Genomic DNA, 26,333 nt, shown 5'->3' with positions numbered 1-26,333 from the left:
CTTTAGTTTTCAATTGCCGATGATTTATTTTTTGGTACTTCGTCTTAACAAATAACCAATGGTAGCGATAATTAATGAACAAGCCACAAACATAATTCTACCCCAAAACGGATTAGGAATTAAGGCCATCAACATAATACCAGCACTCATTACAATAACCATTCCACCTAATTTATTTCTTTGTTGACGGTCAAATTCATCTTGTTGATCATCTGCAATAACCGCTGTTTCAAGGTCTTCAAAAAAACTATCTCTTTGTTGTTTATGATTGTCTTTTGCTTCGTTGTAAAATAAGGAAGTAGCCCAAAAGAAACTTCCGGTAATAAATACATGCCCGGCAATAGTTAGAATTATATTCATATCCACAATCTCTCTGCTTGTAAGAGATTCTACACCAAACCATGAAACAAAAACATCTGCCGTAACAACATTATCTACCAACCAAGACACAATTAATCCAACTGCAATAGTTGCCCAAGGTGCCCATTTAGGAGTCTTTTTTATAAAAATGCCTAATAACAGCGGTATCATCATAGGTACCTGTACCATGGTTGAAACCCTCATCATGAGTTCATATAGACTAAGTTCTTTAAGCGATGCAAAATATAATGCAACGGCAATAACTCCTAAACCACTTATAAAACTAACAAATTGACTGATTCGCAACAGCTTAATATCATCAGAAAGTTTATTCTTTTTAACTAGAAATGGTTGATATATACTCCGAATAAAGATTCCTGCGTTTTTATTTAGTGCGGAATCCATAGAAGACATAGAAGCAGCAAAAAGTCCTGCCATAAGCAATCCAACCGTCCCGATAGGCATGGCATTTCGAGTAAACACAAGATATACTGCATCGGCTGCTTTGTTTCCTAATTGAGAATAATCTGCTGCGGCATCCGGATAGAGTGTTGCTGCTGCCCAAGGTGGAACAAACCAAATTATAGTTCCAACACCCATAAGTATCATAGCCAATAAAGCTGCTTTACGGGCATTAATAGAATCTTTTGCATTAAGAAATCGAAATGAATCGTGAAGGTTCATTACTGTTATAACCTGTTTTGGCAAAAAGAATATAAACGTACCAAATAAAATTAATGGGTAATTCATATTTGGACCTATAAGAAAACCTCCCGGAAAATTGTTTACTAAGTTTATCGGCCCTCCTACTTTTACCAATGCTACAACGGCACAGGCCACTGAAACGACGGCAACCACCAAAGTTTGAACAAAATCCGATGCAACTACTCCCCAGGCACCAGAAAGCACCGATACAAAAAGAACAGTAAATCCAATTGCTATTATAGTTAATGAAATATCTGCATCAAATACGGCACTGGTAAAAACCCCTAAAGCATTCAACCAAACTCCTGCATTAAGAAAAGAGAAAACTATTAATGCCCATGAAAAAAACAGCTCATTTTCGGAACCAAAACGACCTTTTATAGCTTCTGTAGGCGTATCCACCCTCATCTGCCTAAATCGATGAGCGAAATATGCCCATCCACAAAGAAATGCAAAAGTATTACCAATATAAACAGCACTTATAGCGAAACCGTCTGCAAACGCTTTACCAGCAGCTCCCGTAAACGTAACTGCTGAAAACTGTGCCATAAAAGCTGTAGATCCCACCATCCACCAAAGCATTCGTCCTCCACCACGGAAATAATCACTGGTGGATTTACTTGCCATTCTTGAAAAAATTACACCAATAGCAAGAATTAGTATAAAATAAAGACCAATTACTAGGTAGTCATAAAACATAGTTTATATTTTTATTGAAGATGGCGAACATCGGTCCAATTATTATTTTTTCTAATTAAATCGATAAGTTGCTGATATAAACTACCTTCCTTGAACGATTGGTATGGTGCTACCGTTTCACCATTAATATCTTTAACGAATTCTCGAACTAGGTAATGCCAATTACGTTCGGTGTCACCCTGTACTTTTGGCTGATTTTCTACAATGTCTTGAGGTAAAGGCAAGGTTTCCCATGTTTTATTTTCTCCATAAAAATATAGAGGTCCCATTCCATAATGGCCTTCAATAAAAATGGCTCCTTTTGTTCCATAAAATACAATATGATTTTCTTGAAACTTAGGATTCAAACCACCGTGTTTAAAAAGAACCGAAACTGGTTTGGTTGCCATAGGACTTTCTAACTGTGCCAAAACCGTATAAGACCATTCCACATTACTTTCACCCCATTTAAGCGATGGGTCATTTAAGTTTTCAGGAATAAAATCTCTTCTTGTTTTAAAATTATGAACACCTTCGACTATGGGAGCTTTTCCTAAGTCGTCTCGCACCTCACCGATAATCGATAATATGCTTTCGCCTATTACGGAGGTAACAATTGAAATCATGTGGGTAAAATTGTTATTAAGACGACCACCCCCATCTTCTTTTCTATGCGACCAACCAAATGGTATATCACGCTCTAGATTAAAGTGCGATATACACTCCACCTCTGTTGGTTCTCCAATCCTTCCTGCTTCAACCAGTTGCTTTGCATATTGGATATAGGGCATATAACGAAAACTAGAAGCAAAGGCAGTTTTTACTTTTTTCTGTTTTGCAAGTTCATATAACTCTATTGCAGACTCACCCGAATCTGTTAAGGGTTTATCGCTAAACACATGGCAACCAAATGCTATAGCCTGTTTTATGGGCTCGTAGTGTGCCCCACCAGGTGTTGCAATAGACACAATATCAGGTTGGCAATCTATTAATGCTTGTGTCCAATTTGTTCCTGAGTAAGGAATATTCATTTTTTTAGCGACTTCCTTCACGATACTTGCTGTTCTTCCAACAATACCTACAACCTCTACACCTGCAGCGCGAAATGCATCTGCATGTCCTTGCCCAGCAAATCCAGTACCGGAAACTAATACTTTTAATTTATTACTCATCTTTTCTTTTTTAATTGCTATTTAATTAAAATTGACTGTATTTTTTTCCAATATTTAATGCTGATAAAGTTGAAATGGACTAAATAGATTTAATCATTTTTTGTACTTCATCATATAAAATCCAAATTATAGAAATATACTACTTGCAGTTAAAAATCACTTTCTTCTGCCATCTTTACAACACCGACAGTTAATATTAAATTAGCAAATCGACGCTGTTCCCCTGTTTGAATAATTAATGTGGTTAAAGGCTCCCTGATTTTATCGTAGAATGCCCATCGTTCCATTTCCTCCCATTTTACATCACCAAGCATTTTTTTATAAGTATCATGAATTTCTGCATTTGCTTCAACGGGTTTTTCCATAACAATAGCACCTTGGATAGGACAAACTTCCAATATGCCTTCAAGTACGGTAAGCGCATCTAACAGGCCTGGACGGAAGTTTAAATGAACTGTGGTTGAGTTTGGCCCCGACATAGCTCCGACAGGTAAATTACCATCTGCTATAACCACTTGTGCAAAATGACCCGAACGCGCAAGCGCTTCCATAATTGTTGGGTGTATTACTGGAGTCTTCAACATAATTTTATTAATTAGATGTTTTTAGAAAATATAAGCTCTAAGCCCTATAAGGATCTTAGTAATTTTGTTATTAAAATAAATTGTAAATTGTTTTAGGACTCTTCAAATACAATTTAAGCAGGAACTACATATTATAGACACCACCGTTAATATCTAATGTAGCGCCTGTAATAAAGCCATCGTATTCAGAGGCTAAGTATAAAACGGCACGAGCAACATCGTCTGCGTTACCGGCGCGTTGGATTGGAATACTCGCAGTTGTTTCAGCTGCCGATTCTTTAGTGGTATGTGTATTATGAAATGACGTTCCAAGAATTAAGCCTGGTGCTACGGCATTTACTCTTGTTCCTTGCCCTCCTAACTCCGTAGAAAGTGCTCTTGTAAAAGTTAGTATAGCTCCTTTGCTTGTAGAGTAAACTAGGGATCCTGGGTGCCCACCTTTACGACCAGCAAGCGATGCCAAATTAACGATGCTACTATTCTCATTTTTACCCAGATGAGGGGCCGCTGCTCTTGTAACAAACATCATGGACGTCATATTAATGTCCATAACCTTATGCCAAAACTCAGTATCCATTTCGTGCAGCATTTTTCGCGCAACAAGTGAACCTGCATTGTTTATTAATATATCAAGACTTCCAAAAACTTGCACTGTTTTTTCTACTAAGGCATTGGCATCAGCTTCTTTAGTTAAATCTCCACTTATCGCAACAGCCTTTTGTCCTTTACTAATAGCATATTCGGTTAATTGATTAGCAATATCGGCACTAGAAAAATAATGGATTGCCACATTAGCACCGCTATCAATAAAATGTTTTGTGATTGCTTCTCCGATTCCTTGGGCTCCAGCAGTGATAAGAACGTTTTTTCCAGTTAATTTATTTTGGTGTTTCATATTATTACTTTTATTAATAAAATTGATAATCTTAAAGTTTAAGAATTATCATTTAGTTTATACAATTATAGAAATCATGGTGATAAAGTTTGATGAAAACCCAAATCCTTATTAAAATTTAACCATGTAATTTTAGTTGAATTTTGCTTTGATGTTAACTAACACCGCAATACTCATATAACAATTTAAAATGTTGCTTCATACGCTTTTCTGCCAATTCTGGATTCTGGTTTTTAATGGCCTCATAAATATCGAAGTGTTCTTTAATCCTTAATTCATCTAACGAATCATAATCCTTATGATATTTTTTAAAATCCACAATTATTTGAGGCGTAATCCCTATCATTATTTGATTCATGGTAACATTTCCACTTGCTTTTGCAATTGCTAAATGAAATAACAAATCTTCTTGAACAGCATCTTCACCAGATAATAATTTGGCTTTATGCGCTTCTAAGGCTTCTTGTATACGAAGTATATCTTCTTCAGTTCGCCTTTCTGCAGCTAAGCTAACAGCTTTTAATTCGAGTAAAATCCTGGTTTCTACTAACGATTTAAAATTAGGTAAGCCCAGACTTAAAATATCCTTAACCATGCCGTTTAATGCGACTGGACCTATGTTTGCAACAAAGGTTCCACTTTGTGGCATGGAAATTAATATTCCGTATGATTCCAATTTAAGAATTGCTACCCTTATGCTTCTTCTACTAACCTCAAATTTTTCAGCTAATATGCGTTCGGCAGGTAACTTATCTCCAGGTTGTAACTTTTTTTGAGTAATTAAATCGCTTATTTGAGAAATAATTTTTTTAACTCGGGTAGTAATTTCTTGATTTTCATTTTTTGAAAGTACATCTAAGTTCATATAAACAAATTAAATTGGTGTACCAATTTGGTACAGTAAAATTATTAAATTTATTTGATTTTTAAGCACAAACTCCATTTTAATTTCGCTTTTTTTTAAGCCAACCAATCCTTATATTCAGATTGGCTAGCTCATCAAAAAAAAAACTAAACTAACTCGAACTTTAATCCCTTTTATAATTTATACTATTCAGGATTTAAATTTAAAATCTTCTGTTGTGATACTTAAAATGACATTCAATTCTTAGAAAAACTATGTAAGTTTTAAGAATAAAAAAAGGGGAGTATGCTGTACTTCAATACATTTACTCCCCTTCATTCATACTCTTTGATTTTAGTTAACCAAAGAAATATTTCTAAACCATCGATTACTAATAACCTGCATTTTGAGTTATTACTCCGTTGGTTGCAAGAATTTCTGAATTCGGTATTGGGAACACATAGTAATTAGGATTAACAGTTAATCCCATCTCTGCATCAACAGTTCCTGTTCTTACTAAATCAAACCATCTATGTCCTTCTAAGGCCAATTCTAATCTTCTCTCTTTAGCTATTGCGGTTCTAACATCAGCTTGTGTTAATGCAGTACCAACTAAACTATTTAAACCAGCTCTTGTTCTTATAGCATCTAATCTTGCTAGAATGGCTGCAGATTGCACCCCAGTTGCATTTGTGGTTTCATTTAATGCTTCAGCATACAATAAAATAACATCAGACAATCTCATTTCTATAAAGTCTTGTTCAAGACCTCCGGTGTACTTAATACCTGTTTTGTTAGCCACATCAATAGTTAATGCTTTTCTTAAATCTGTACCCCCACCAGCAGCACTACTAGCATCAAAGGCAGCGGTTAAGCGTGGGTCTAAAGGTGTACTCGATTTTGTATCGGCACCAGCAAACCAACCTACAAATGTTGAAGCCGATGAACTACCTGAAGCATTCGCTACAGAAGAAGAAATTTTGGTTGCAAAAATAATTTCACTACTCGTATCGGTCACTACATCTGCAAAATTAGGTTCTAAAGTTATACCTGCAGCAGTAGCATTTGTTACTACAGCACCAAGTTCTGTTGCTGCCCCAGCATAATTACCTCTGTGCATATATACTTTACCAAGATAGGCGCGTGCTGCAATCTGAGACGCACGACCTGTTGCCAATCCAGAATTAGTTAATCCAGCAATTGCGTCTTGTAAATCTGGAATAATTACGTTATTATAAATGTCTTCCTTAGGCTGTCTCACTAAAATGGACAAGTCTGAAGTACTTGGCGAAGCTGATAAATTTACAGGTACATCACCAAAAACCAATACTAGTTTGAAGTAAGATAGAGCTCTTAAAAATTTTGCTTCTGCTACTTCTGTAGCTACTAAAGAGTTTTCAATAACGTTATTTGTACTTAAAATTGCTTTATACAAATTGCTATATACTGGGCTAAAGAATGCCCCCGTCATATCTCCCCCTCCTAAATCGGAATTATACGTATCCATTGAGGTGAAAGGATTCTCTATCATCAACATATTATCTGCTCTAAAATCGCCCATTACCGCTTGTGGCATTACAACTCCAGTTTGATAGTAATATGCTGCATTTAACACGGGTCCAAATTGATCCAGTTTACTTGCTTCCAATTCTAAAGGAGGTGATTGGTCCAAATCATTATCACATGCTGTAATTAACAGCGTTGACACTAAAACTAAATATATAAATTTCATTTTTTTCATTTTTTCTTAATTAAAAATTAACATTTACACCGAACGTAAAGCTTCTTACAACTGGGCTAGCACCTTCTTGGTACCCATTAGTTGTTGGGCCTGCATAACCAGTATTTTCTATCTCTAAACCTTCAGGGTTAAATGAGGTGTAGTCTTTACCCATGATGTACAACAAATTAGTAGCAGCAGCATAAACTCGCATTGAACCAATACCTATTTTACTAATAAATTCTGGTTTTAGTGTATAACCTATAGTTAAGTTTCTTAAAGCAATATAAGAGGCATCTTGAATTAATGCTCCATGAACATCTCTGGTTTCTAAATAATGCATACCATTATGATCTGCTATACCATCGTTATTTGAATCAAAAGCAGAATTAGTAGCATCACGGAATTGAGATTGCCAGTAGATAGGGTCTATATTATATACTTCAGCACCTTGCGATCCTTGGAACTGGAATGTAAAATCAAAATCCTTATAATTCATATTACTTGATAGACCCCAATAAAAATCTGGAGTATTCGATCCTAATTTAACATAGTCATCTTCATATGTAATTTTTCCATCTTTATTTTGATCTACTACGTATTGTACACCACTAGTATATCCAATGTTTCTTGTTGGATCTCCAATATAGATTGATTCCACTTGACCAGCACTTTCGTACCCCCACATTTCACCTAGTTCTCCTCCTACATAATTTCTAAACTCAGCACCTCTACCGCTTGGTCCACCATAAATTTGACGAGGTAATTCAGTAAGATCACCTAGACTTGTAATTTCTGAATTTACCGTAGATAAGTTAGCACTCAAACTCCATGTAAAATCATCCTTCTGAATTACATTTGCATTAGCTTCGAACTCCCAACCAGAACTTGTGATATCACCACGATTAAGTCTAATGGAAGGCGTACCTAAAACCTCAGAAACACTTTGTTGAATCAACATATTATTAACATCTGAAGTATAATAATCAATACTTAATCTGAAACGGTTATTTAAAAATCCTGAATCAATACCGTAGTTAGTTTCTGTATTGGTTTGCCAAGTTAAATCTGGATTTGCAACATCAGTTGGAATTAAGAATGTAGTTCCAAAAGCTGATGAAACCGTATTTAAAATACTTAATGAGCTGTATGATCCTAAATCTGAAGAAGTACCTAAAGATCCCATACTAAATCTAAGTTTTAATAAACTTAAAACATCATCATCTTGTAAAAAAGATTCTTTATGCATATTCCAACCTAAAGAGAATGCTGGAAATACTGCATATTTTTCATTAGCTCCAAAACGAGAATCACCATCTCTTCTTACCGATGCCGATAATAAATAACGGTCGTCATAAGCATAGGCAACTCTACCAAAAATACCTCTTCTAGATTGAGCTTCCTCAATACTTTCTGAAATTACATCTTCAGCGTTAAAATAAGAATAATTTAAAGGAAGGCCATAAGGTACATTCGTTCCGTTTGATGAAAAACCATTATATTTTGTATTTACAAACTCCACACCAACAACTGCATTAATATCGTGCTTATCTTCAATCACGGTAGAATAATCAACAGTAGTTGTGCTTAAAATAGTCGATTTTTTAATATTTGATATATCTAAGTCTGTTTGATTAGAACGTTGCTGACCATCAGCTAATATACCGTCGTACACGTAATCATTAACATCACGTAAATCTGCTCCAAAAATGGTTTTTACATTTAACCCATCCATGATTGCATATTCTAAATAAGAACTTACGTTTGCATAGTACGTTTTTTTGTATCTTCTAGAATTATCAAACTTTGCAGCAACACCTGCATCACCTGTTCCTCCAATACCATTTAGATTTCTACCATATTGCCAATCATGAACAACATCGCCAGGCTTTAAATCATAAATACTTGTTGGATCGAGTCCGATACCTCTGTAATCTTGGTCAAATGATCTGCCAAAATTATTAGCCGTATACCCTGAATTGAATAATGCTTGTCTCTTAGCATCCAATTCCTGAACGAAATCAATTGAAGCTTGTGTATGGTAAATAGGGCTGATGCTATAAGCTCTTAAAAGATCCCTCATTTCCCAAGGCACAATATCTTGATTACCGTAAAAACCGTTCATACTTAATCCTGCTTTTAACTTATCGTTTAAATTAGCATCGATATTCATACGTCCGTTATATCTTTCATAACCTTGTCCAATTACAATACCATCGGTACTCAAATAACCAATAGAAGCAAAAGCTTTAACGTTTTCAGAACCTCCGCTCATGCTAACATCGTGACTACTACTATTACCAGTTCTAAAAAGCCAATCTTCCATACTTACCACATCTGGCGCATTTGCGTAAGCATCAAGTCTATATTGTAATAAACGTGAATCTGTTTGGGTAAGATCATAAGCATCTGTTTGTAATTCAGCAGCCCATTCTCCAGCAGTTTTAAGCATTTCAATATCCTTAACATACTTTTTTGAAGAACTCACATAGGCGTTGTAGCTAAAATTAACTTTACCAGATTTACCTTTTTTAGTAGTAACTAAAATTACACCATTGGCCCCCAAAGATCCATAAATAGCAGCAGAGGCAGCATCTTTAAGCACCTCCATACTCTCAATATCGTTAGGATTAACGGTTGCTAAATTTCCAGAAATAGGAAACCCATCTACAACAATAAGTGGATCGGAGTTACTAGAAAGAGATGAGCCCGTTCTAATCTGAACTTTAAGATCTGAACCAGGTTCTCCACTTTGATTTTGGATTAATACACCAGATAACTTACCTGCTAAAGCCTCATCTACACGAGCAACTTGTACTGCAGCTACATCATCACCGCCAATTTTTGCGATCGCTCCTGTAAGGTGAGATTTTTTACGAGTACCGTATCCTACAACTACAACCTCGTCTAATTTAGCGGCATCTTCCGCAAGGATTACATCTAACGTTTTTTGATTAGTTATTGTGATAGATTGTTTCACATAACCTATGTACGAAATTTGGAGAACATCTCCCTTTTTAACTTCCAGTTGGAAATTTCCATCGAAGTCTGTAGCAGTACCTTTAGTAGTATTCGCTACAATGACGTTAACCCCAGGAATAGGAATTCCCGTAGCGTCTTTTACTGTTCCGGATAATTGATATCCGTTTTGCGCAAATAAGGATATATTAAATATCAATACCAGCATTAAAGTTAGTTTAGTTTTTAAATTCATTTGAAATTTATTTAGTTAATTGTATAGTACTCAAAGTTGTAAAAGTCATTATAATAGGAATGAAAACATCCCCTTCATTACGCAACGTAAACCACCACCTTTCAACTAGTCGCTAAATTTGATTTTAGCTTTTGAAAGTGCAAATACGTATTGTATTACATGCTTAATTTTTTAGTTAAGTCTCACAAGAAGTGCTTAAATAAAAAGATAATAATCTTATCTTTTTTACGTAGGTATTAGTATCATTTGAATGTCGTTTATTATTTAGTTTAAGTTAGGTTTATTTTATCAATGGTAATTTGGTAAACCAAAGTGGTGAACCAAATATATGTTAAATATATGTTATAACAAAATTTTATTTAAGATAATTTTAACTAAGTCGTAAGAAACACCAACTATCTTAAAAAAACGCAAACATTAAGGTTCTGAACACAAAATAATTCAAGAAAACGTTGTAGTTAATCTAGTAAAAATGATTAACAATAGGTTGCCAATTACCAACTCCAAAGGGTTCCATCTTCTAATCGAGTTACTGGAAGATAGGATCTTTTATAAGGATACTTTTTAGTTGCTTCTTCATCAAAATCAACGCCAAGCCCAGGCTTATCCTCTATGTAAATTTCTCCATCTTTTAATGTAGCATTATAATTAAAAACTTCATTTAATTCCGGAGTTCCAAAACCAATAAATTCTTGCACCCCAAAGTTGGGTGCCCATAAATCTAAATGCATGTGAGCCATGAAACATATAGGAGACAAATCGGGCGCCCCATGAGGAGCCATTCTTACGTGATACATGGATGCAAAATCGGCAAGCTTTCTTAATGGCGTTAAACCACCGCCATGCGTTACAGCTGTTCTAACAAAATCTATATATTGGTTTTCAATTAAATGTTTGGCATCCCAAATAGTATTAAATTTTTCACCCAAAGCCATTGGCGTGGTCGTATGATTCCTCATGATTTTATAACCTTCTGGGTTTTCATAGGTTACAGCATCTTCAAGAAATTTTAATTTATAAGGTTCTAAGGCTTTTCCTAACTGAGCTGCTTCTATAGGCGTTAATCTGCTATGTACATCATGACACAATTCAATATCATAACCAAACTTCTCTCGTGCCTTTTTGAATAATTCAGGAATAAAGTTTAGATATTTTGTTGTAGACCAAGGATGTTCCGGTGGTAATGGGCGATTGCCTTGCAATTCGTAGTAATTTTTTTTATCACCTAAAGTACCATAAGTACCTTCGGTGCCAGGAATGGTACATTGTAACCTCGCTACCTTATATCCATTTTTAATTGCTACTTCCAAATTATTGAGAACATCTTCTATAGATGCTCCATTAACATGCGCATAAACGGTAACTGCTCTTCTACTTTTTCCTCCTAATAGTTGGTAAACTGGCATATTAGCAACCTTTCCTTTGATATCCCAAAGAGCGGTATCAATGGCTCCGATTGCTGCCATACTAACAGCTCCATTCTGCCAATAGGCGCCTTTGTATAGATATTGCCAAATATCCTCAATTTGCTGGGCATCTCTACCTATCAAACAAGGAATAACATGCGCTTCCAAATAAGCAACTACGGCTAATTCTCTTCCATTTAAAGTGGCATCCCCTAAACCGTAAACACCTTGGTTCGTTATAATTTTAACTGTTACGAAATTTCGACCAGGACAACAAACAAAAACTTTTATTTCTGTTATTTTCATGTGCTTAATTTATATTTAAGACTATCTCAACTCTTATACCCATTTTTTCTAAAATAGAATCAAGAGGATTTTATTTTAATAAACCTAAATCTTTAGAATCAGTTCCTTTACCTTTTAATGGTGAATTAACTAATAAGTTGTACGACTCTCCATCAAATCCTGGGTTAAAAGTCCAAAGGTTTTGTACATTATATTTTTGATCACCCGTAACCATTAACTTATCCGATTCATAGAAATTATTGTTAAGAATATTTACAACAGGCTCTCCAACAACTAAATGCATCTTCACAGGCTTTGTTTTATTAAATATATTATTCTCAATATCAATCACTTGCACACCATACAAGGACAAAGCGGCTTCATATTTGTTTTTGCTTCCATAACCTACATTATCCAATACATTATGTTCCATTTCTAAAAATGGTCCGAAGGTACTTTCATCCTTTCCTCCTCGATACAATCTTAAAGCAGCGCCTTGCACATCTTTTAGACTGTTATTTTTCATAATAAAATATTCTACATTATACGCGCCTATATCATCAGTTTCTGTATCGAGAGCGGCAATATGACCTGTAATATTTTTAAATCTTGAATTTTGAATACTAATGGTATCTGCAAATGTTCCTTTAGAAACTCGTAATACATCAAAAGAATGATTTACAATGAAGTTTTCGAAATCACAATTATTTATAAATAACTTATAATTTTCTAACATCGATTTTTTACTTGTACTTATTACTGAATTTCCTGCGTAATCTGGTGATTTATCTCCATCAAATTTTACATTTTCAAGTGACAAACTTCCTCCATCTTGAATTTCAAAAGCCATCATGCGTTCAAATAAAATGGTTGGTTTATCTCCTCCAGAAGATTTAAAAGTAAGTGGATGTTTAACTATCACTGCTTTGGTTAACAAATAAGTACCTCCCGGAGTTAATTCTAAAATATCACCTGGATTTGAGTTTTTAGCGGCATCAAACAATGTGTTAATCCCTGCTTCTACTTTTATGGTTTTTCCCGAATTTAAAGCTATATATTTATCTGCTTTTGAATACCATGAAACACCCGTATTTTCTTTAGTTGCAATATTTGGACTTATGGTAATTTCATTTTTTATTTTATCAGATTTCGGAATTAGAAAGCCTTGTTCGTTTTTTACCAATTTCATATCTGCATTTTCAAATCCGTTAGGTATACCAGATTCCATATTATTCCCTAAAATATTGTCTTTAAATGTAATACCACTAATATCATCATAAACAGTAAACAGATTCTTCTTGTTTTCATGATAAAAAACATTTCCAGAAATTTCTGAATTTCTTGGTGCTTGACTTCTTTCTGCATCACTACCAGCACATAATTGGATATAATCGCAATTTACAAATGTGTTATTAGTTAATTTGGAATCTATAACCGGTACATAACGGTTTGGTGATGAATTTGGTACACCATTCATCATAACAAAGGCTCCTCTAAATCGATAACCGGTTAACCCCACATGGTAATTATTTATTACTGTTTGAGTTTCATTAATGATACGAACCCCTCCAGTACTTGGTTTTCCATTTCCAATAAATACATTGCCATCTACTAAAGTTTCATTACCATGGCGCATAGTTAAAGTACCTGTACACTCAAAAAAGGTATTGTATTTAAATGTGTTTTGACAAGATTTGTTTGAAATAATTTCATGCTCACCATTAGTTCTATCAAAATAATTAGATTCTACCAACGTCTTGGAATTTTCTAAAGCATTATGGCTTGTACCAATTCTTAAGGTTTCTCCACCATTATTTCCATAAGTTGGTCGCGGACCAAAGTAGTTATGATCTATTTTATGATTATTTTCTATACTCTCTTTAGTATCTAATCCAACAATCATTGTTACTCCTAAATTCTTTTTCCCTACAATGTGATTATGATCTATACGATTATTTTTACCATAAATAGTAATCCAGTAATCTTGAACCTGACGTTCTGGATTATTATAATTATCTATCACACATTCGGTTAAGCGACTATTATTCGCCATCTCTTCTCTGCTTTTTCTGAATGAAATAACAGCATTTGTTGGCGTATATCCATTTTTGAAAACCAAGCCTTCCACTATCAAATATTCACCAGCCATTTGAAGATTTGAATTCCCTTCTAATGTAACTTTTCCCTTTTCTTCAACGGTTAAGGTAATAGGTTTTTCTTTGGTTCCTTTTCCTTCAAAAACTAATTCGGCATCTTTCCAAACACCATTAGCTAAGGTTATGACTGTTCCTGGGTTGGCGTTCTTAACAGCATCATTAAATTCGGAAATATCCTTAACAACTGTGCTGTCAGCCTTCTCTTCTTTACAAGAAATAATTAGTACTAAAAGCGAGATTGCTGCTACGTAATATTTTAATTTATTTTTCATTTTAAAAATATTTTACTAAAAATGGTTATGTTAAAAGTATTTTGTTAATATGCCAATAACGCCCGTATAAGATACAACACAGGAGAAAAATAAGGCGGCATATAATCCAATATTTACCCAAATACTGGTTTTATAGTTTTTCATGATTTTCTTATTATTTACCATGAAAATTATACCTAATACAACTAGAGGCAAAATAAAGACATTAAATACTTGAGATAAAATTTGAATTTCGATAGGATTCCCTCCAAAAGCTGGACCTATTAAAGCTACTAAACAGGCAATGAACGTAATTACTCTAAATTGTTTTGAACTAGTATCTAATTCTCCTGATTGATAATCTGCAACTAATAATGGTGCTATTAATAAACATGGAAAAATAGATGATAATCCTGCACTTAAGGCTCCAAAAAAGAAAATAGTAACTGCCCATTTACCTGCAACGGGCTCTAAGGTATTTGCCATATCGAGTACTTGGGTAACGACCTTTCCTTCATAAAATAATGCACCCGCAGCCACGGCCATAATAGTTCCGCTAATAACAAATATTAAAATGGCAGCAGTTATGGAATCCTTTTTTTGTTGATCTAAATTTTTAATTGTCCACCCTTTCCCTTTAACAAATAACGGTCGAGACAAAAACGTTGCAGCAGCCATAGTAGTACCTACAAATGCTGCTACCAACATTTTTCCATCTGGCACATCTGGCACTGAAGGCATTATACCCATAATAACATCTTTGGTTAGCGGCTGAACAAAGCATAAGGATAAGAAAAATGAAAGCCCCATTAAGGTTACAAAAATAACCAGTATTTTTTCGAAAAAGGTATACTTTCCAACCAGCAACAATAAATAGAAAACTACAATAATTACAATAGCAATTATTAGTACAATTTCATACTTTAAATGTTCTAAACCAGCGAAATTAATTACCAGTATTTCGTAAATAATATTGGAAGAAATCCCTAGAATACCCATTAAAGAATTCCATTGTCCGAAGGTTATGCCTATTATAATTAAGATTGCTAAGCTTTTACCATATTTCAAATTTTTCTTAAAACCATAAAGAGCTGTGTCTCCAGTAATAAGTGCATAATTGCCATAAACAAACATTAAAATCCCAGAGAAAAAACAGCTTAACAATAACACCCATAATAATTGCATATTAAATTGGCTTCCAGCAACAATCATAGATGTAACACTACCTGTACCAATTGTATAACCAATGGCAAAAATACCTGGTCCGAAACCTAAAACCAAAGCTATTATTTTATTTAAAAAGGACTTTTTTTCTTTTAATTCGGTCATAAATTGTGGTATTTAGTTAGTTGGTTATTAAATAGGTTCTTTGTTACTTGTAATTTTTTGAGTTGTACAATAGCTTTTACATCTTGAGAAGCCAACACTTATCTGTTCACTCTTGCGCTACCAATTGGTGTGGTGAAATTTCCCGGTAACATCATCGGTTCTTTGATAGGTGTGCGCTCCAAAATAATCCCGTTGTGCTTGAATAATATTTGCTGATGAATTAGCTGTTGTGTACCCATTAAAAAAAATAACAGACTCACTTAAACAAGGCACAGGCAATTCATTTATAATACATTGAGAAACTAATTTGTTAATGGATGGCTTTAAATCTTTAACCTTTTCAATAATAGTTTTATCTTTTAGAATATTATCATCAACCTTTAAAACTGAAATTAACGCTACCATGAAATCGGATTTAATAATGCATCCGTTGGTCCAGATTCTAGCAATTTCACTTAAATTTAAAGTCCATCTATAAGCCTTTCCTGCTTCTGAAATTAATTTAAGACCTTGATAATGATTAATAATTCTGGCAAATTGATAGGCCTTTAAAACATCTTCGGTATCTAAACTAAAAGAAGAAGGCACAATATTAAAGTTTTCACTTGCCTGAACGCGTTCTTCCTTATAAAATGAAGTGTATCTTGCAAATAATGCCGAAGCAATTAATGTACTAGGAGCACCTAATTCGGCTGTGGCAATTGTAGTCCAGTTTCCAGTTCCTTTATTACCTGCTTTATCTACTATTTTATTAACTAACCAATCATTTCCATCTTTTTTCCTTAAAACTTCAATAGTAATTCCTAATAAATAACTATCGGCTTTTGGTTTCCATGATTCTAAAATATCAGCAATTTGATCTGGATTCTTTCCCGTGGTTTTCAAAATCGTATAAACCTCTGCCAACAGTTGCATTTCTACATATTCTATACCATTATGTACCATTTTCACAAAATGCCCACTGCCCTCTTCTCCTATATAAGTACAACAAGGTAAATTATTGGCATCTTTAGCTGCTATGCTTTCCAAATAAGGTTGTACCAAATTATAAATGTCCTTGTTTCCTCCTGGCATAATTGAAGGCCCTTTTAATGCACCTTGCTCACCTCCAGAAACACCAACACCTATAAAGTGAATGTGCTTTGATTTTAAGTAATCATAACGTTCTTTAGTTTTTAAATAATTTGAATTACCACCATCAATCAGAATATCGCCATCTGATAAAAAAGGAATTAAATCTTCAATTACCATATCTGTAATTTTACCAGCATTCACCATAAGCATGATTCTTCTAGGTGTTTGCAAAGAATTCACAAAAGCTTCGATATCTGAAAATGGCTGTGAAGTTTCAAGTTCTTTATGTGCTTCTTTAAATTTGATTGCCACATCTTCCTCTGTGCCTTTAGCTTCACGATTAAAAATTGAAATTTTAAATCCTTTTTGAGCTAAGTTTCTACTTAAACTCTTTCCCATTACTCCTAATCCAAATAGTCCAAATTCTGATTTCATTTGTAATTCCTTTGTAATTATTTCAACGATTTCTTCTGGTTTTAAACCAATATTTATTTCCAAAGCTTCCTTTGGTTGTTCTAAAGTATCAAACTGAGATTGTAATAAATCTGGCGACATAAAATGATTTTCTCTCTTTTTTAATCGCTCCAAAATTTGATGAAAACTTCCTGCTAAATGAACCCATTTAACCTGATTTTGAATGTCGGAACTTAAAATATCTCGATAAGATTTTTTTAAAGCAGAACACACTATAACACAGCTTTTGTCTTGCAATTGCTTCTTTGCCAATTCATTAAGCGTTCGCAACCAACCGTAACGATCTTCATCATTCAGGGGAATGCCACTACTCATTTTGTCTATATTTGATTGTGGATGAAAATCGTCCCCGTCAAAAAACGGCATATTAAGTTTTTGAGACAGTATCTTGCCTATTGTACTCTTGCCGCAGCCAGAAACACCCATTACAAATATTACATTGTTTAAATTCATATTAATTTTGAATTAAACTGTATTACTGTTTATTAGGTGCAGAACCAGGCCCAATAGAAGCATCTTTAAACCAAACTTCTGCGTAACAGCCATTGGCATATTGTTTTTCTATATCTCCATTATAAGTTTCTGAACCTGTGTACCAAACAATATTTTCTTCAGGATTCTTTCCATTGGTTTGGTTATAAGCTCCTTGTTTAAAATTTTGAATTTCTCCGGCATAAGCATTCTCACGTTCAACACCATCTCGACCAATGGCCGCGTATAAGTCCCAAATTTGTTGAGGAATCGCTTCCTTTGTTGAAAAATCAGATTTTAGTAAGTTTTTCGTGAAGGTTTTTGTTTCGTGGCCTTTACTTTTAAATGTAAGATACATAATACCTTCATAAACATTTATTTCATAACTAAATTCTTCACCTAAAGCAATACCCTCTTCTGGTTCTGCGGGATATGTATCCGGACTTGTACCTACAACAGACATATCATACCCCCAAACAGCAGTTGAAAAATCCCATCTACCTGAGTTATCATCTCCCGCTGTATTTATTTCATAATTCCAAAACACCGAGCCTTTTTTATGCCCTGGGAATTTTTTATAGAAAATTTTAAGAGGTTCATTTTCATGCCCTTCTTTACCGTGTATTTGTCCAACTACTACCGAATACGATGCAGCAACCCGAGCATCACCTGACGTTGACACATGCTGTACTTTTAAGGTTCCAGTTAATTTGCCTCCTTCTTCGGGCGTCCAGGTTTCGGTTTGACCTAATTCTGTTCTTGTATTGCTTGATGTGCGAGAAGTAATGCCTGAATTTGGTGTTTTATAAACTACCCAATCCGTAACGCCATCATTAGTAACATAGAAAAAATCTTTATGTTCCTTTTTTATTAAATCTTTAAAACTTGTACCATCTCCACAAAGAATACTGAATTGTTCCATAATTGGAATTACATCACTTGGGTAAACTTTGGCTTTTTCTTCAGTTGTTTCCGTTTTTTTAGCTGAATTAAAGCAGCTATTAAGTAAAAAGGCCATGCCAACCAATAAAAAAGATAGCCTTACGGACTTGATGGTTTTGGTGTTCATTATAGTTAGTTTAGTTGTTGTTTAGTTTCTTCAATTGGAGCATTAAGATACTGCTTAATCAATTAACATTTAAAGAATTTGAAGATTTTACAAGAAAATATTTCAAACAATTAAATGACATCTTAAATCAATACTAATATTGGTGCGCCAATTTGGTTTACCAAATATAACATTATTTACTTAGTATTAAAATATTTTTTACAATTGATGTTAAAAAATCCTAAAACAACAGCTTCAAAAGACGTTTTATAATTAAATAAAGGTGTATAATTTATTCTAGAAAACAATAAAATCATCAGAATTATTGAGGAAAATAACCTAATTCTTAATGATATAATCGAGGTTGACTGAAGAAAGTCACCGGAAAAGAAATTGAAAGAAAGTTTGATTTTAAAAAAAATGTGGCATTCTTATTTAAAAAAGTGACACCATTATTAGAAGAAAAGTGAGCTCTAAATTATTTACAAAAACCAAGTAATAGTTACCCATTTATTTTAGTATTAATTAGAGGGTGTTTGAAGAAGTGTAGCTACAAACCAAAGCCATAAGCCAAACGTACCATTAATTGTGCTAGTCCCGTATCAGCCACTCCATCTTTTATCATGGGAAAATCTTTTAAAAATTCATATCGCAAACTAATATCCACATATTTGGTAGCATAACCAACACTAGGACAAAAAAGCATGGAGTTTTCCTTATATTCTTTTGTTATTGAAAAAGCACCGCCTAATTCGCCCATAACATAAAACTCATTAGCAAATAAAAATGTTTTATAACCTACCTTTACGGGAATATATCCAAAGTCATCTCCGTCTTTCACAAATAAATTATTATATCCAGCTGTAAAACACAAGGAATACGCACTCGAAATATTATATTGTAATCTAGCATCAGCCCCTAACACATAATTGTACGGGTCATTTAAAGGCAAGCCGCCATTAAGCCCTACTCCAAACTTAAAATTTCTATTATAACCATCTACACTTTGTTGGGCTATTGAAAGATTACTATAAATAAATAAACAAATAAGAACTAGAAATTGTATTGGTTGCTTCATGGTAATTTATTGAATTATCATTGATTAAATAATATTTTGAAACTATAATAAATAGCAGGTATGCAAATATGCGACACACTGTTTATTAAATATTTACAACATATTTTACTTATATTATAGAATTTCCATTTTTTAATTAAACCTTTATTCTCATAATTGATTTAAAAGACTATTTTCTTTTGAAGTCAATCAAAATCTCAATACAGCACATTTTTAGTTTGTACCCTATTTACTTTTATATCAAGAGATTTGGTGTCATTTGGATAGCCAATTGAAACCACAAAATTCATTTAGAATCCAACATTATGAATATTATAGGAAACATTATTAAAGGAGTTATAGATATTACCGATCAGTTAACACCAGAAAACAGTCCGGCGAAAAACCAAAAAGAAGTATTGAATAAATTATTAACTGAAGCTAAAAACACCGCATTTGGTAAGTTTTATAATTTTGAAGAAATATTGGAGTCCGAAGATATTCAAAAAAGCTATTCTAATAAGGTACCATACTTTGATTATAATAAAATAAATGATGAATGGTGGTGTAAACTTCACGAAGGCCAAACCAACGTTACTTGGCCAGAAAACCCAAATTATTATGCATTAAGTTCTGGAACTACAGGAAAAACTAGCAAACGAATTCCTGTTACTGATGCGATGATTGAAAACATAAAATCTGCAGGTATTGCTCAAATTATTGCTTTAAGTCATTTTGATTTACCTGCTTCATTCTTTGATAAAGGTATTTTAATGCTAGGAAGTTCCACAGATTTAATTGAAAAAAAAGACCATTTAGAAGGTGAAATTAGTGGAATAAGTGCCCATAATATACCTTCGTGGTTTAGAGGTTACTATAAACCTGGGGAAAAAATCGCAAAAATAGACGATTGGGATGAACGCGTTAGAAAAATTGCAAAAAAAGCCAAAGATTGGGATATTGGAGCCATAAGTGGTATACCTTCTTGGATTGAATTAATGCTTAATGAAGTGATAACCTATAATAAAGCCAAGAATATACATGATATTTGGCCTAACTTAGAAGTTTACACCTCTGGCGGCGTGGCTTTTGGTCCTTATGAGAAAAGTTTTAACGCCCTGTTAGGTAGACCCATTACTATAATTGACACTTACCTTGCTTCCGAAGGTTTCATTGCCTTCCAAGCCAGACCTGAAACTGATGCCATGCAACTGGTAACAGATGGGGGCATATACTTTGAATTTGTTCCGTTTAAACCTGAATTCATAAATCAAGATGGTTCATTAGTTGCAAATGCTCCTTCGCTAACCATAGAAGAAGTGGAACTAAACCAAGACTATGTTCTTTTAATTAGTACAGTTTCTGGTACGTGGAGATATATTATTGGTGACACAATTGAATTTACCGATTTAGAGCGTGCAGAAATAAAAATTACGGGACGCACTAAATTTTTCTTAAACACAGTAGGCTCTCAACTCTCGGTTAACAAACTAGATGATGCCGTTAAACATTTAGAAGAACATTTTAATATAAAAATTAAGGAATACACCATTGCGGCAAAACGTTTTAATGAGGAATTTTATCATAGCTGGTACTTTGGAACAGAAGATACTGTTGAAGCAGATGCGATGGCAGATGCTTTAGACGAGTTTTTAAAACAAGCCAACAAAAATTACCGTGTAGCAAGATCAAAAGCTTTAAAAGGGGTGAAAGTAAAAACCATTTCACCAGAGCTGTTTTACGATTGGAATGCTGCGAATAAAAAGAAAGGCGGACAAGTAAAAATGGAACGTGTTATGAATGAAGAAAAATTTGCTGAATGGGAAACATTTATTGCGAATAAATAATCACCTACTCTGTGTTTGAAAGTGCTGCTCTATCTTCTCGCTCTTCAACTAAAAGCATTATTTCCTCAGGCGATAAATAGAATCGTTTGATTCTATTTGTATAAATTTCAGGAAACCCCGCTTCATTAAGAATAAAATTCTTGGTTGCCAGAATGTAGTGTTCCATACCATGAGCTACAGCATAAGTATCTGCAATGCGCTCCGCCTTTTTTAAAGCATTTTCTGAAAATAGGTAACCCAAACCAAATCCTATTAGGTTTAATCCGCTTCTGTTTTGATAATCCATAACATGACCCAACTCATGACCCAACCAACCTATTAACACCTTGGACGGAATGTTTTTTGTATAATAAACGGTGTCTGAAATTTTAAAATTTTCACTTATCAGAATTTTATATTTACGCTTTGATGGTGAACTAAAAACACTCCAAAAATCGGGCTGTGCCTGCATAGTCGATTTTTTAATTTTACTCTTAAACTTAAACTCTATCGGAACATCCTTTAATTCAGGATAATGTGATAAAGCCGTTTTAACTTCATTTTCAATAGAATTTGGATAAATATGTTGTGCACTCAAAGAATATAATTTTAAAAAGATTAATACTAAAATGAAATAATTTTTCATCACAATTGGCTTTATAATAATGGACTAAAAAATTTAGCAAGCCCTTCTATAAATTTTTGAGATTTAGATCTGTTTTTAAACGCATCATAATTCAATTTTACTGCATTGTCACATTCTTTATTAAACTCATCTAATATCTCTTTCGTTATGGTTTTATCGTAAATAACAGCATTGGTTTCAAAATTATGCTCAAAACTCCTTTGATCAAAATTTCCAGAACCTACAGAAGCAATTTCATTATCTATAATAATAACTTTACTATGCGAAAAACAATCTCTAACAAACACGTTGATACCTACTGATAAGAATTCCTCAAAATTTGAAAACATAGAATAAGTTGCCAATACGGAATCGCCTCTTTTAGGAACCAACAAATTAACTTCAATCCCACTTTGTGCTGCAATTACCAATGCTTGTAACACCGCACTGCCCGGAATAAAATAAGGGTTTGCTATAAAAATATTATTTTCAGCTAAGCTTATCATGGCAATATACTGCTGCATGATGGCGGGTTGATTGGAATCTGGCCCACTAGTAACTATTTGAACCGACGAATAACCAACTTTTTTGGGCTTCGGAAGATACTTAGGTTCCAAAAGCATTCTTTTTTTACTAGAAAAATGATAATCCTTTATAAAAACGCGGTGTAAACTATTAACAACAGGTCCTTCTAACTTAACATGTAAATCTTTCCATACCCCTAAGGTTGATATTGGTTTTATATATTTATCTGAAATATTAAAACCTCCGGTAAAACCAATGGTTCCATCAACAATGATTATTTTACGATGATTTCTATAATTTAAAGTAAAAAGCAAGTTGCCAAAACGCAATGGCATAACTGGATAGGTTTTTACTCCAATACTCCGAAAACGCTTCTTTAATTTTCCGCTAAAGGAGAAACTACCAAACGAATCATAAATCATTCTTATCACTACGCCTTCTTTTATTTTGGTTTTAAACAATTCATAAAATCTATCTTGTAAATCACCATTTTCAAAAATATAATATTGTACATGGATAAACTTTTTTGCATTTTCAATTGCCTTAAAAATAGCACCAAAAGCTTCATCACCATTATTAAGAATTTTAACATTATTACCTTCTGAAGCGTACAAATACGTAGTATTAAGAATTAGTTTAGATAGTTTTTTAGATTTTTCGGAAGTAAACTTACTTTCAAACCTATCTCGCAATTCTTGCTCTACTTCAACATTATACAGATTTTCCTTTTGAGATCTTTTCAATCTGAAAAATTTAAATTTTCGTCGATTAACCCCAAACAGGTAGTATAACAAAGCACCTGCAAATGGAAATACCATGATGGTAAATACCCAACTTAAAGATTTTGTTGCTCTCGAACCATACATAATGACACTGTATATGGCCCATAGGTTTATAGCAAAATATAATATGATTAGCACTTTATTCATTTCAAAAAAAGCTAGAATAGTAACAAGATATCAGCAAGGCCATATACTTTTTTGAGTCCCAACAACGGTATCGATTTAATAATTAATATCAAATTAAATACTAAAATTACCAAACCATAGACTTAATTGATTTAAAAACTAACCCAATCACTTGCTTCTTTTTGGGTTATAATCAAAAGCGATTGTGTTAATTTTTTAGTGTAATATACTCGTTATTTGTATAATACCTTTAAAGAATTTAAACATATGGGCATGATAGCAACCAAGGATAATCAAATTAAGTTATACTACAGTTCTGAAACGTCAATAGGAAAACAAACTTATGCCTATGTTGTTTCATCCGAAAAAAAAGTATTAGCTATTGATGTTTCTAAGACCAAAGTACCCGGTAGCCATTGGGTAGAAATAGCTGATGGCCTGGATATTGAAATTAATAAGTTAATAAATAGAGATCACCCAGATTTTGTTAACCAATATGGGAATAAAGCGATTGATTTAGACCAACACGATTGGCTTCGTATACTAGAAAACCATCCCGAAACATTAGCATTTCCAGTGGTAATTATGGCTGATAAAATTGTTGCCATTCATTCTCCTTCCGATTTTGTTAAGTATATGGATCCGGATTCCAAAAACAAGTAAACATTTCATTAATTCTAATTTATGACCATTCTAAAGGGAAAAAAGATTAGTCTATTTTTGTTTTTAATAGGTTTCTTTACACTTAGTTATTTCCTTTTACAGTGGTGGGCAAAAAACTACGTTGAGGACTTTTTATCACAAAAACTTCCTTCTGAATTGGAATTAAAACATGCTGATTTAAACATTAACATCCTATTTGGCAATGTTACTTTACATGATGCTATTATTAAAATTAAAAGTACCGATTCTCTTAAACATCATACTTTTTTAGAATTAAAAAGTCTCGACTTAAGAAGCCTTAAATACTCGGATTTACTGTTTAATGAAACCCTTTCCCTATCTAAAATTGTTTTAAAAGAACCAAAAATCCGTTTTTATCCTGACAGAAAATCAAAACCTAACAAACAGAAAGCTAAGCCTAAAAAAAAGGGAATTAAAGACATTGAATTTAACGAGTTAAACATTGTAAATGGTGGCATAACAATTTTTGATGCTAAAACCGACCGTATTAAATCTTCTGCGGAATCTTTGAATTTAAAAGTTTCAGAAATTAAAATAGATTTAAAACCTAATGTTAATAAACCTTTCTCCTTTAAGGCTTACGATTTAAAAGCCAGAAACGTCATTTTAGGAAATTCTAATTATGAAACATTTAAAATAAGCCAGTTAAACTTAAATAAAGATACCTGGAAATTAGAAAATTTACAAATTGTACCCAAATACAGCAAAACAGCTTTGTCTCAACATTTAAAGAAGGAGCGCGATCATATTATTTTAAACATTCCAAAAGTATTTTTAAACAACGTAGATTTTAATTTTTTTGAAAACCGTTTTGGTATTGTTATAACTTCAGCGGAAATAATTAATCCAAAATTAAAAGTTTACAGAGATAAATTATTACCAGATGATTTAACTGTAAAACCACTGTATAGTAAATCTTTAAGAAACTTAGATATTAATTTAGCAATCAAAAAAACCGAAATAAAAAACGGCTATATTTCTTATGCTGAATTAGTTGAAAAAGATAAAAATGCAGGTGAATTATTTTTTAACCAGGTTGATGCCACAATAAACCAGATAAGCAACCATAAAAATGCCGATACAACAGAAATAAACATACATTCAAAACTTATGGGAACAGCACCTCTAGAACTCCAATGGCGTTTTGATGTAAATAATACCACCGATGCATTTGAGGTATCGGGTTCCATAAATAATTTACAAGCTAACCTTTTAAATCCTTTTTTTAAACCTAATTTGAATGCTTTGGCTGAAGGTACACTTCAACAAATGTTTTTTACATTTTATGGTAACACTTTAGAAGCTAAAGGAGAAATGAAAATGAAATATGAGGATTTTGAGTTTAAGATACTACGCCAAAATAGTTTTAAAATAAATAAGGTACTAACTACAATAGGAAACCTTTTTATAAGTGATGGCTCTAAAACAGATCCTGAAGGCTTTAGACATGGAGCTATTGAAGCAGAACGAGATGCTACCAAATCCTTTTTTAACTATTTATGGATAAACATTAAAAATGGCGTTATAAGCACTCTTACAGGCAATGGAAATCAGAAAAAATGAGTTTGAGTGACTCTATAAATTACTTTTCTTTCAACTTAATTGAGAAAGCCTTTAAAAGATTACACATTAAAAAAGAAAACCGCTAAAAATAAAGATCTACCTCTCCTTTTTAGCGGCTAAAATCAAATCCCCATTCAATTTTATATTGTATAATTCAATCAGTAAAAACCAACCAAATTTTGTATTACCATACGATTAAATCTTTTTTCTTCCGGTAATTAATGAAAAAATAAAGAGTACTAGAAATATAAAAAACAGCACTTTTGCGATGCTAGCAGCACCAGCCGCGATACCTCCAAAACCTAATACCCCTGCTATAATTGCTAAAATGATAAATGTAATTGTCCAGCGTAACATAATTTCTATTTTTAAGTTAGTATTTAAAGTGTATTATTGTCTCTAACAATAAGCACTTCCTTATATATCAAATTTAACAAATAACTAAAAGTATCATTAACGCAAACGGTTTAGATGTTAAC

19 protein-coding genes are annotated in these 26,333 nt (G+C 33.2%); 3 read left to right on the top strand and 16 right to left on the bottom strand.

What is annotated here, in order from left to right; genetic code table 11:
• Window positions 1-24: 24 nt before the first annotated feature.
• The 13 genes from ABYI63_RS01215 to ABYI63_RS01155 all read right to left on the bottom strand — a co-directional run bounded on the left by ABYI63_RS01215 (window position 25) and on the right by ABYI63_RS01155 (window position 19,744).
• Window positions 25-1,764, bottom strand: coding sequence for a hypothetical protein (locus tag ABYI63_RS01215; RefSeq protein WP_372752571.1), 1,740 nt, complete (start codon window positions 1,762-1,764; stop codon window positions 25-27).
• 11 nt (window positions 1,765-1,775) lie between these two features.
• Window positions 1,776-2,915 carry a Gfo/Idh/MocA family protein gene (locus ABYI63_RS01210; protein WP_372752569.1) on the bottom strand — a complete coding sequence of 380 codons (1,140 nt, stop codon included), beginning with the start codon at window positions 2,913-2,915 and terminating at the stop codon, window positions 1,776-1,778.
• A gap of 149 nt (window positions 2,916-3,064) precedes the next feature.
• Window positions 3,065-3,499, bottom strand: coding sequence for an RbsD/FucU family protein (locus tag ABYI63_RS01205; protein ID WP_372752567.1), 435 nt, complete (start codon window positions 3,497-3,499; stop codon window positions 3,065-3,067).
• Window positions 3,500-3,623: 124 nt separating this feature from the next.
• A complete protein-coding gene (locus tag ABYI63_RS01200) occupies window positions 3,624-4,394 on the bottom strand; it encodes an SDR family NAD(P)-dependent oxidoreductase (protein WP_372752565.1) in 771 nt (256 codons plus the stop codon).
• A 154-nt stretch (window positions 4,395-4,548) separates the two neighbouring features.
• On the bottom strand, window positions 4,549-5,259 hold the full coding sequence (locus ABYI63_RS01195) for a FadR/GntR family transcriptional regulator (RefSeq protein ID WP_372752563.1): 711 nt from the start codon (window positions 5,257-5,259) through the stop codon (window positions 4,549-4,551).
• Window positions 5,260-5,629: 370 nt separating this feature from the next.
• Complete coding sequence (locus ABYI63_RS01190) at window positions 5,630-6,970, bottom strand: RagB/SusD family nutrient uptake outer membrane protein (RefSeq protein WP_372752561.1); 1,341 nt, start codon at window positions 6,968-6,970, stop codon at window positions 5,630-5,632.
• Window positions 6,971-6,989: 19 nt separating this feature from the next.
• Window positions 6,990-10,172: a SusC/RagA family TonB-linked outer membrane protein gene (locus tag ABYI63_RS01185; protein ID WP_372752559.1), complete on the bottom strand. Its 3,183-nt coding sequence runs from the start codon at window positions 10,170-10,172 to the stop codon at window positions 6,990-6,992.
• Window positions 10,173-10,666: 494 nt separating this feature from the next.
• Window positions 10,667-11,884, bottom strand: a complete 1,218-nt coding sequence (gene manD / locus ABYI63_RS01180; RefSeq protein ID WP_372752557.1) for a D-mannonate dehydratase ManD — start codon at window positions 11,882-11,884, stop codon at window positions 10,667-10,669.
• A 70-nt stretch (window positions 11,885-11,954) separates the two neighbouring features.
• Window positions 11,955-14,291, bottom strand: coding sequence for a polysaccharide lyase 6 family protein (locus ABYI63_RS01175; RefSeq protein WP_372752555.1), 2,337 nt, complete (start codon window positions 14,289-14,291; stop codon window positions 11,955-11,957).
• Between the two features lie 30 nt (window positions 14,292-14,321).
• The gene (locus tag ABYI63_RS01170) at window positions 14,322-15,599 is read right to left on the bottom strand and encodes an Nramp family divalent metal transporter (RefSeq protein WP_372752553.1); all 1,278 of its coding nucleotides are present in this window, start codon (window positions 15,597-15,599) and stop codon (window positions 14,322-14,324) included.
• A 117-nt stretch (window positions 15,600-15,716) separates the two neighbouring features.
• Window positions 15,717-17,600, bottom strand: a complete 1,884-nt coding sequence (gndA, locus tag ABYI63_RS01165) for an NADP-dependent phosphogluconate dehydrogenase (RefSeq protein ID WP_372752551.1) — start codon at window positions 17,598-17,600, stop codon at window positions 15,717-15,719.
• 22 nt (window positions 17,601-17,622) lie between these two features.
• The gene (locus tag ABYI63_RS01160) at window positions 17,623-18,687 is read right to left on the bottom strand and encodes a polysaccharide lyase family 7 protein (RefSeq protein WP_372752549.1); all 1,065 of its coding nucleotides are present in this window, start codon (window positions 18,685-18,687) and stop codon (window positions 17,623-17,625) included.
• 529 nt (window positions 18,688-19,216) lie between these two features.
• Window positions 19,217-19,744: a hypothetical protein gene (locus ABYI63_RS01155; protein WP_372752547.1), complete on the bottom strand. Its 528-nt coding sequence runs from the start codon at window positions 19,742-19,744 to the stop codon at window positions 19,217-19,219.
• A gap of 305 nt (window positions 19,745-20,049) precedes the next feature.
• Here ABYI63_RS01155 and ABYI63_RS01150 point away from each other — a divergent pair, with 305 nt between their 5' ends.
• Window positions 20,050-21,570, top strand: a complete 1,521-nt coding sequence (locus ABYI63_RS01150; RefSeq protein WP_372752545.1) for a GH3 auxin-responsive promoter family protein — start codon at window positions 20,050-20,052, stop codon at window positions 21,568-21,570.
• A 4-nt stretch (window positions 21,571-21,574) separates the two neighbouring features.
• On the opposite strand, the gene ABYI63_RS01145 is transcribed toward ABYI63_RS01150, so the two are convergent.
• Both ABYI63_RS01145 and cls read right to left on the bottom strand, forming a co-directional pair.
• Window positions 21,575-22,147, bottom strand: coding sequence for a hypothetical protein (locus ABYI63_RS01145; RefSeq protein ID WP_372752543.1), 573 nt, complete (start codon window positions 22,145-22,147; stop codon window positions 21,575-21,577).
• Window positions 22,148-22,206: 59 nt separating this feature from the next.
• Window positions 22,207-23,628 (bottom strand): cardiolipin synthase, encoded by a 1,422-nt coding sequence (cls, locus tag ABYI63_RS01140; RefSeq protein ID WP_372752541.1) that lies wholly within the window; start codon window positions 23,626-23,628, stop codon window positions 22,207-22,209.
• Between the two features lie 252 nt (window positions 23,629-23,880).
• Here cls and ABYI63_RS01135 point away from each other — a divergent pair, with 252 nt between their 5' ends.
• Both ABYI63_RS01135 and ABYI63_RS01130 read left to right on the top strand, forming a co-directional pair.
• On the top strand, window positions 23,881-24,270 hold the full coding sequence (locus tag ABYI63_RS01135; protein ID WP_372752539.1) for an arsenate reductase family protein: 390 nt from the start codon (window positions 23,881-23,883) through the stop codon (window positions 24,268-24,270).
• Window positions 24,271-24,291: 21 nt separating this feature from the next.
• Window positions 24,292-25,854, top strand: coding sequence for a hypothetical protein (locus tag ABYI63_RS01130; RefSeq protein ID WP_372752537.1), 1,563 nt, complete (start codon window positions 24,292-24,294; stop codon window positions 25,852-25,854).
• Between the two features lie 195 nt (window positions 25,855-26,049).
• On the opposite strand, the gene ABYI63_RS01125 is transcribed toward ABYI63_RS01130, so the two are convergent.
• Window positions 26,050-26,211 carry a DUF1328 family protein gene (locus ABYI63_RS01125; protein WP_372752535.1) on the bottom strand — a complete coding sequence of 54 codons (162 nt, stop codon included), beginning with the start codon at window positions 26,209-26,211 and terminating at the stop codon, window positions 26,050-26,052.
• Window positions 26,212-26,333: the final 122 nt, after the last annotated feature.

The organism is Mariniflexile sp., from assembly GCF_041583155.1.
Taxonomy (GTDB): domain Bacteria; phylum Bacteroidota; class Bacteroidia; order Flavobacteriales; family Flavobacteriaceae; genus Mariniflexile.
The sequence above is the reverse complement of the archived record's forward strand: the minus strand, read 5'-3'. Positions and strand labels throughout refer to the sequence as shown.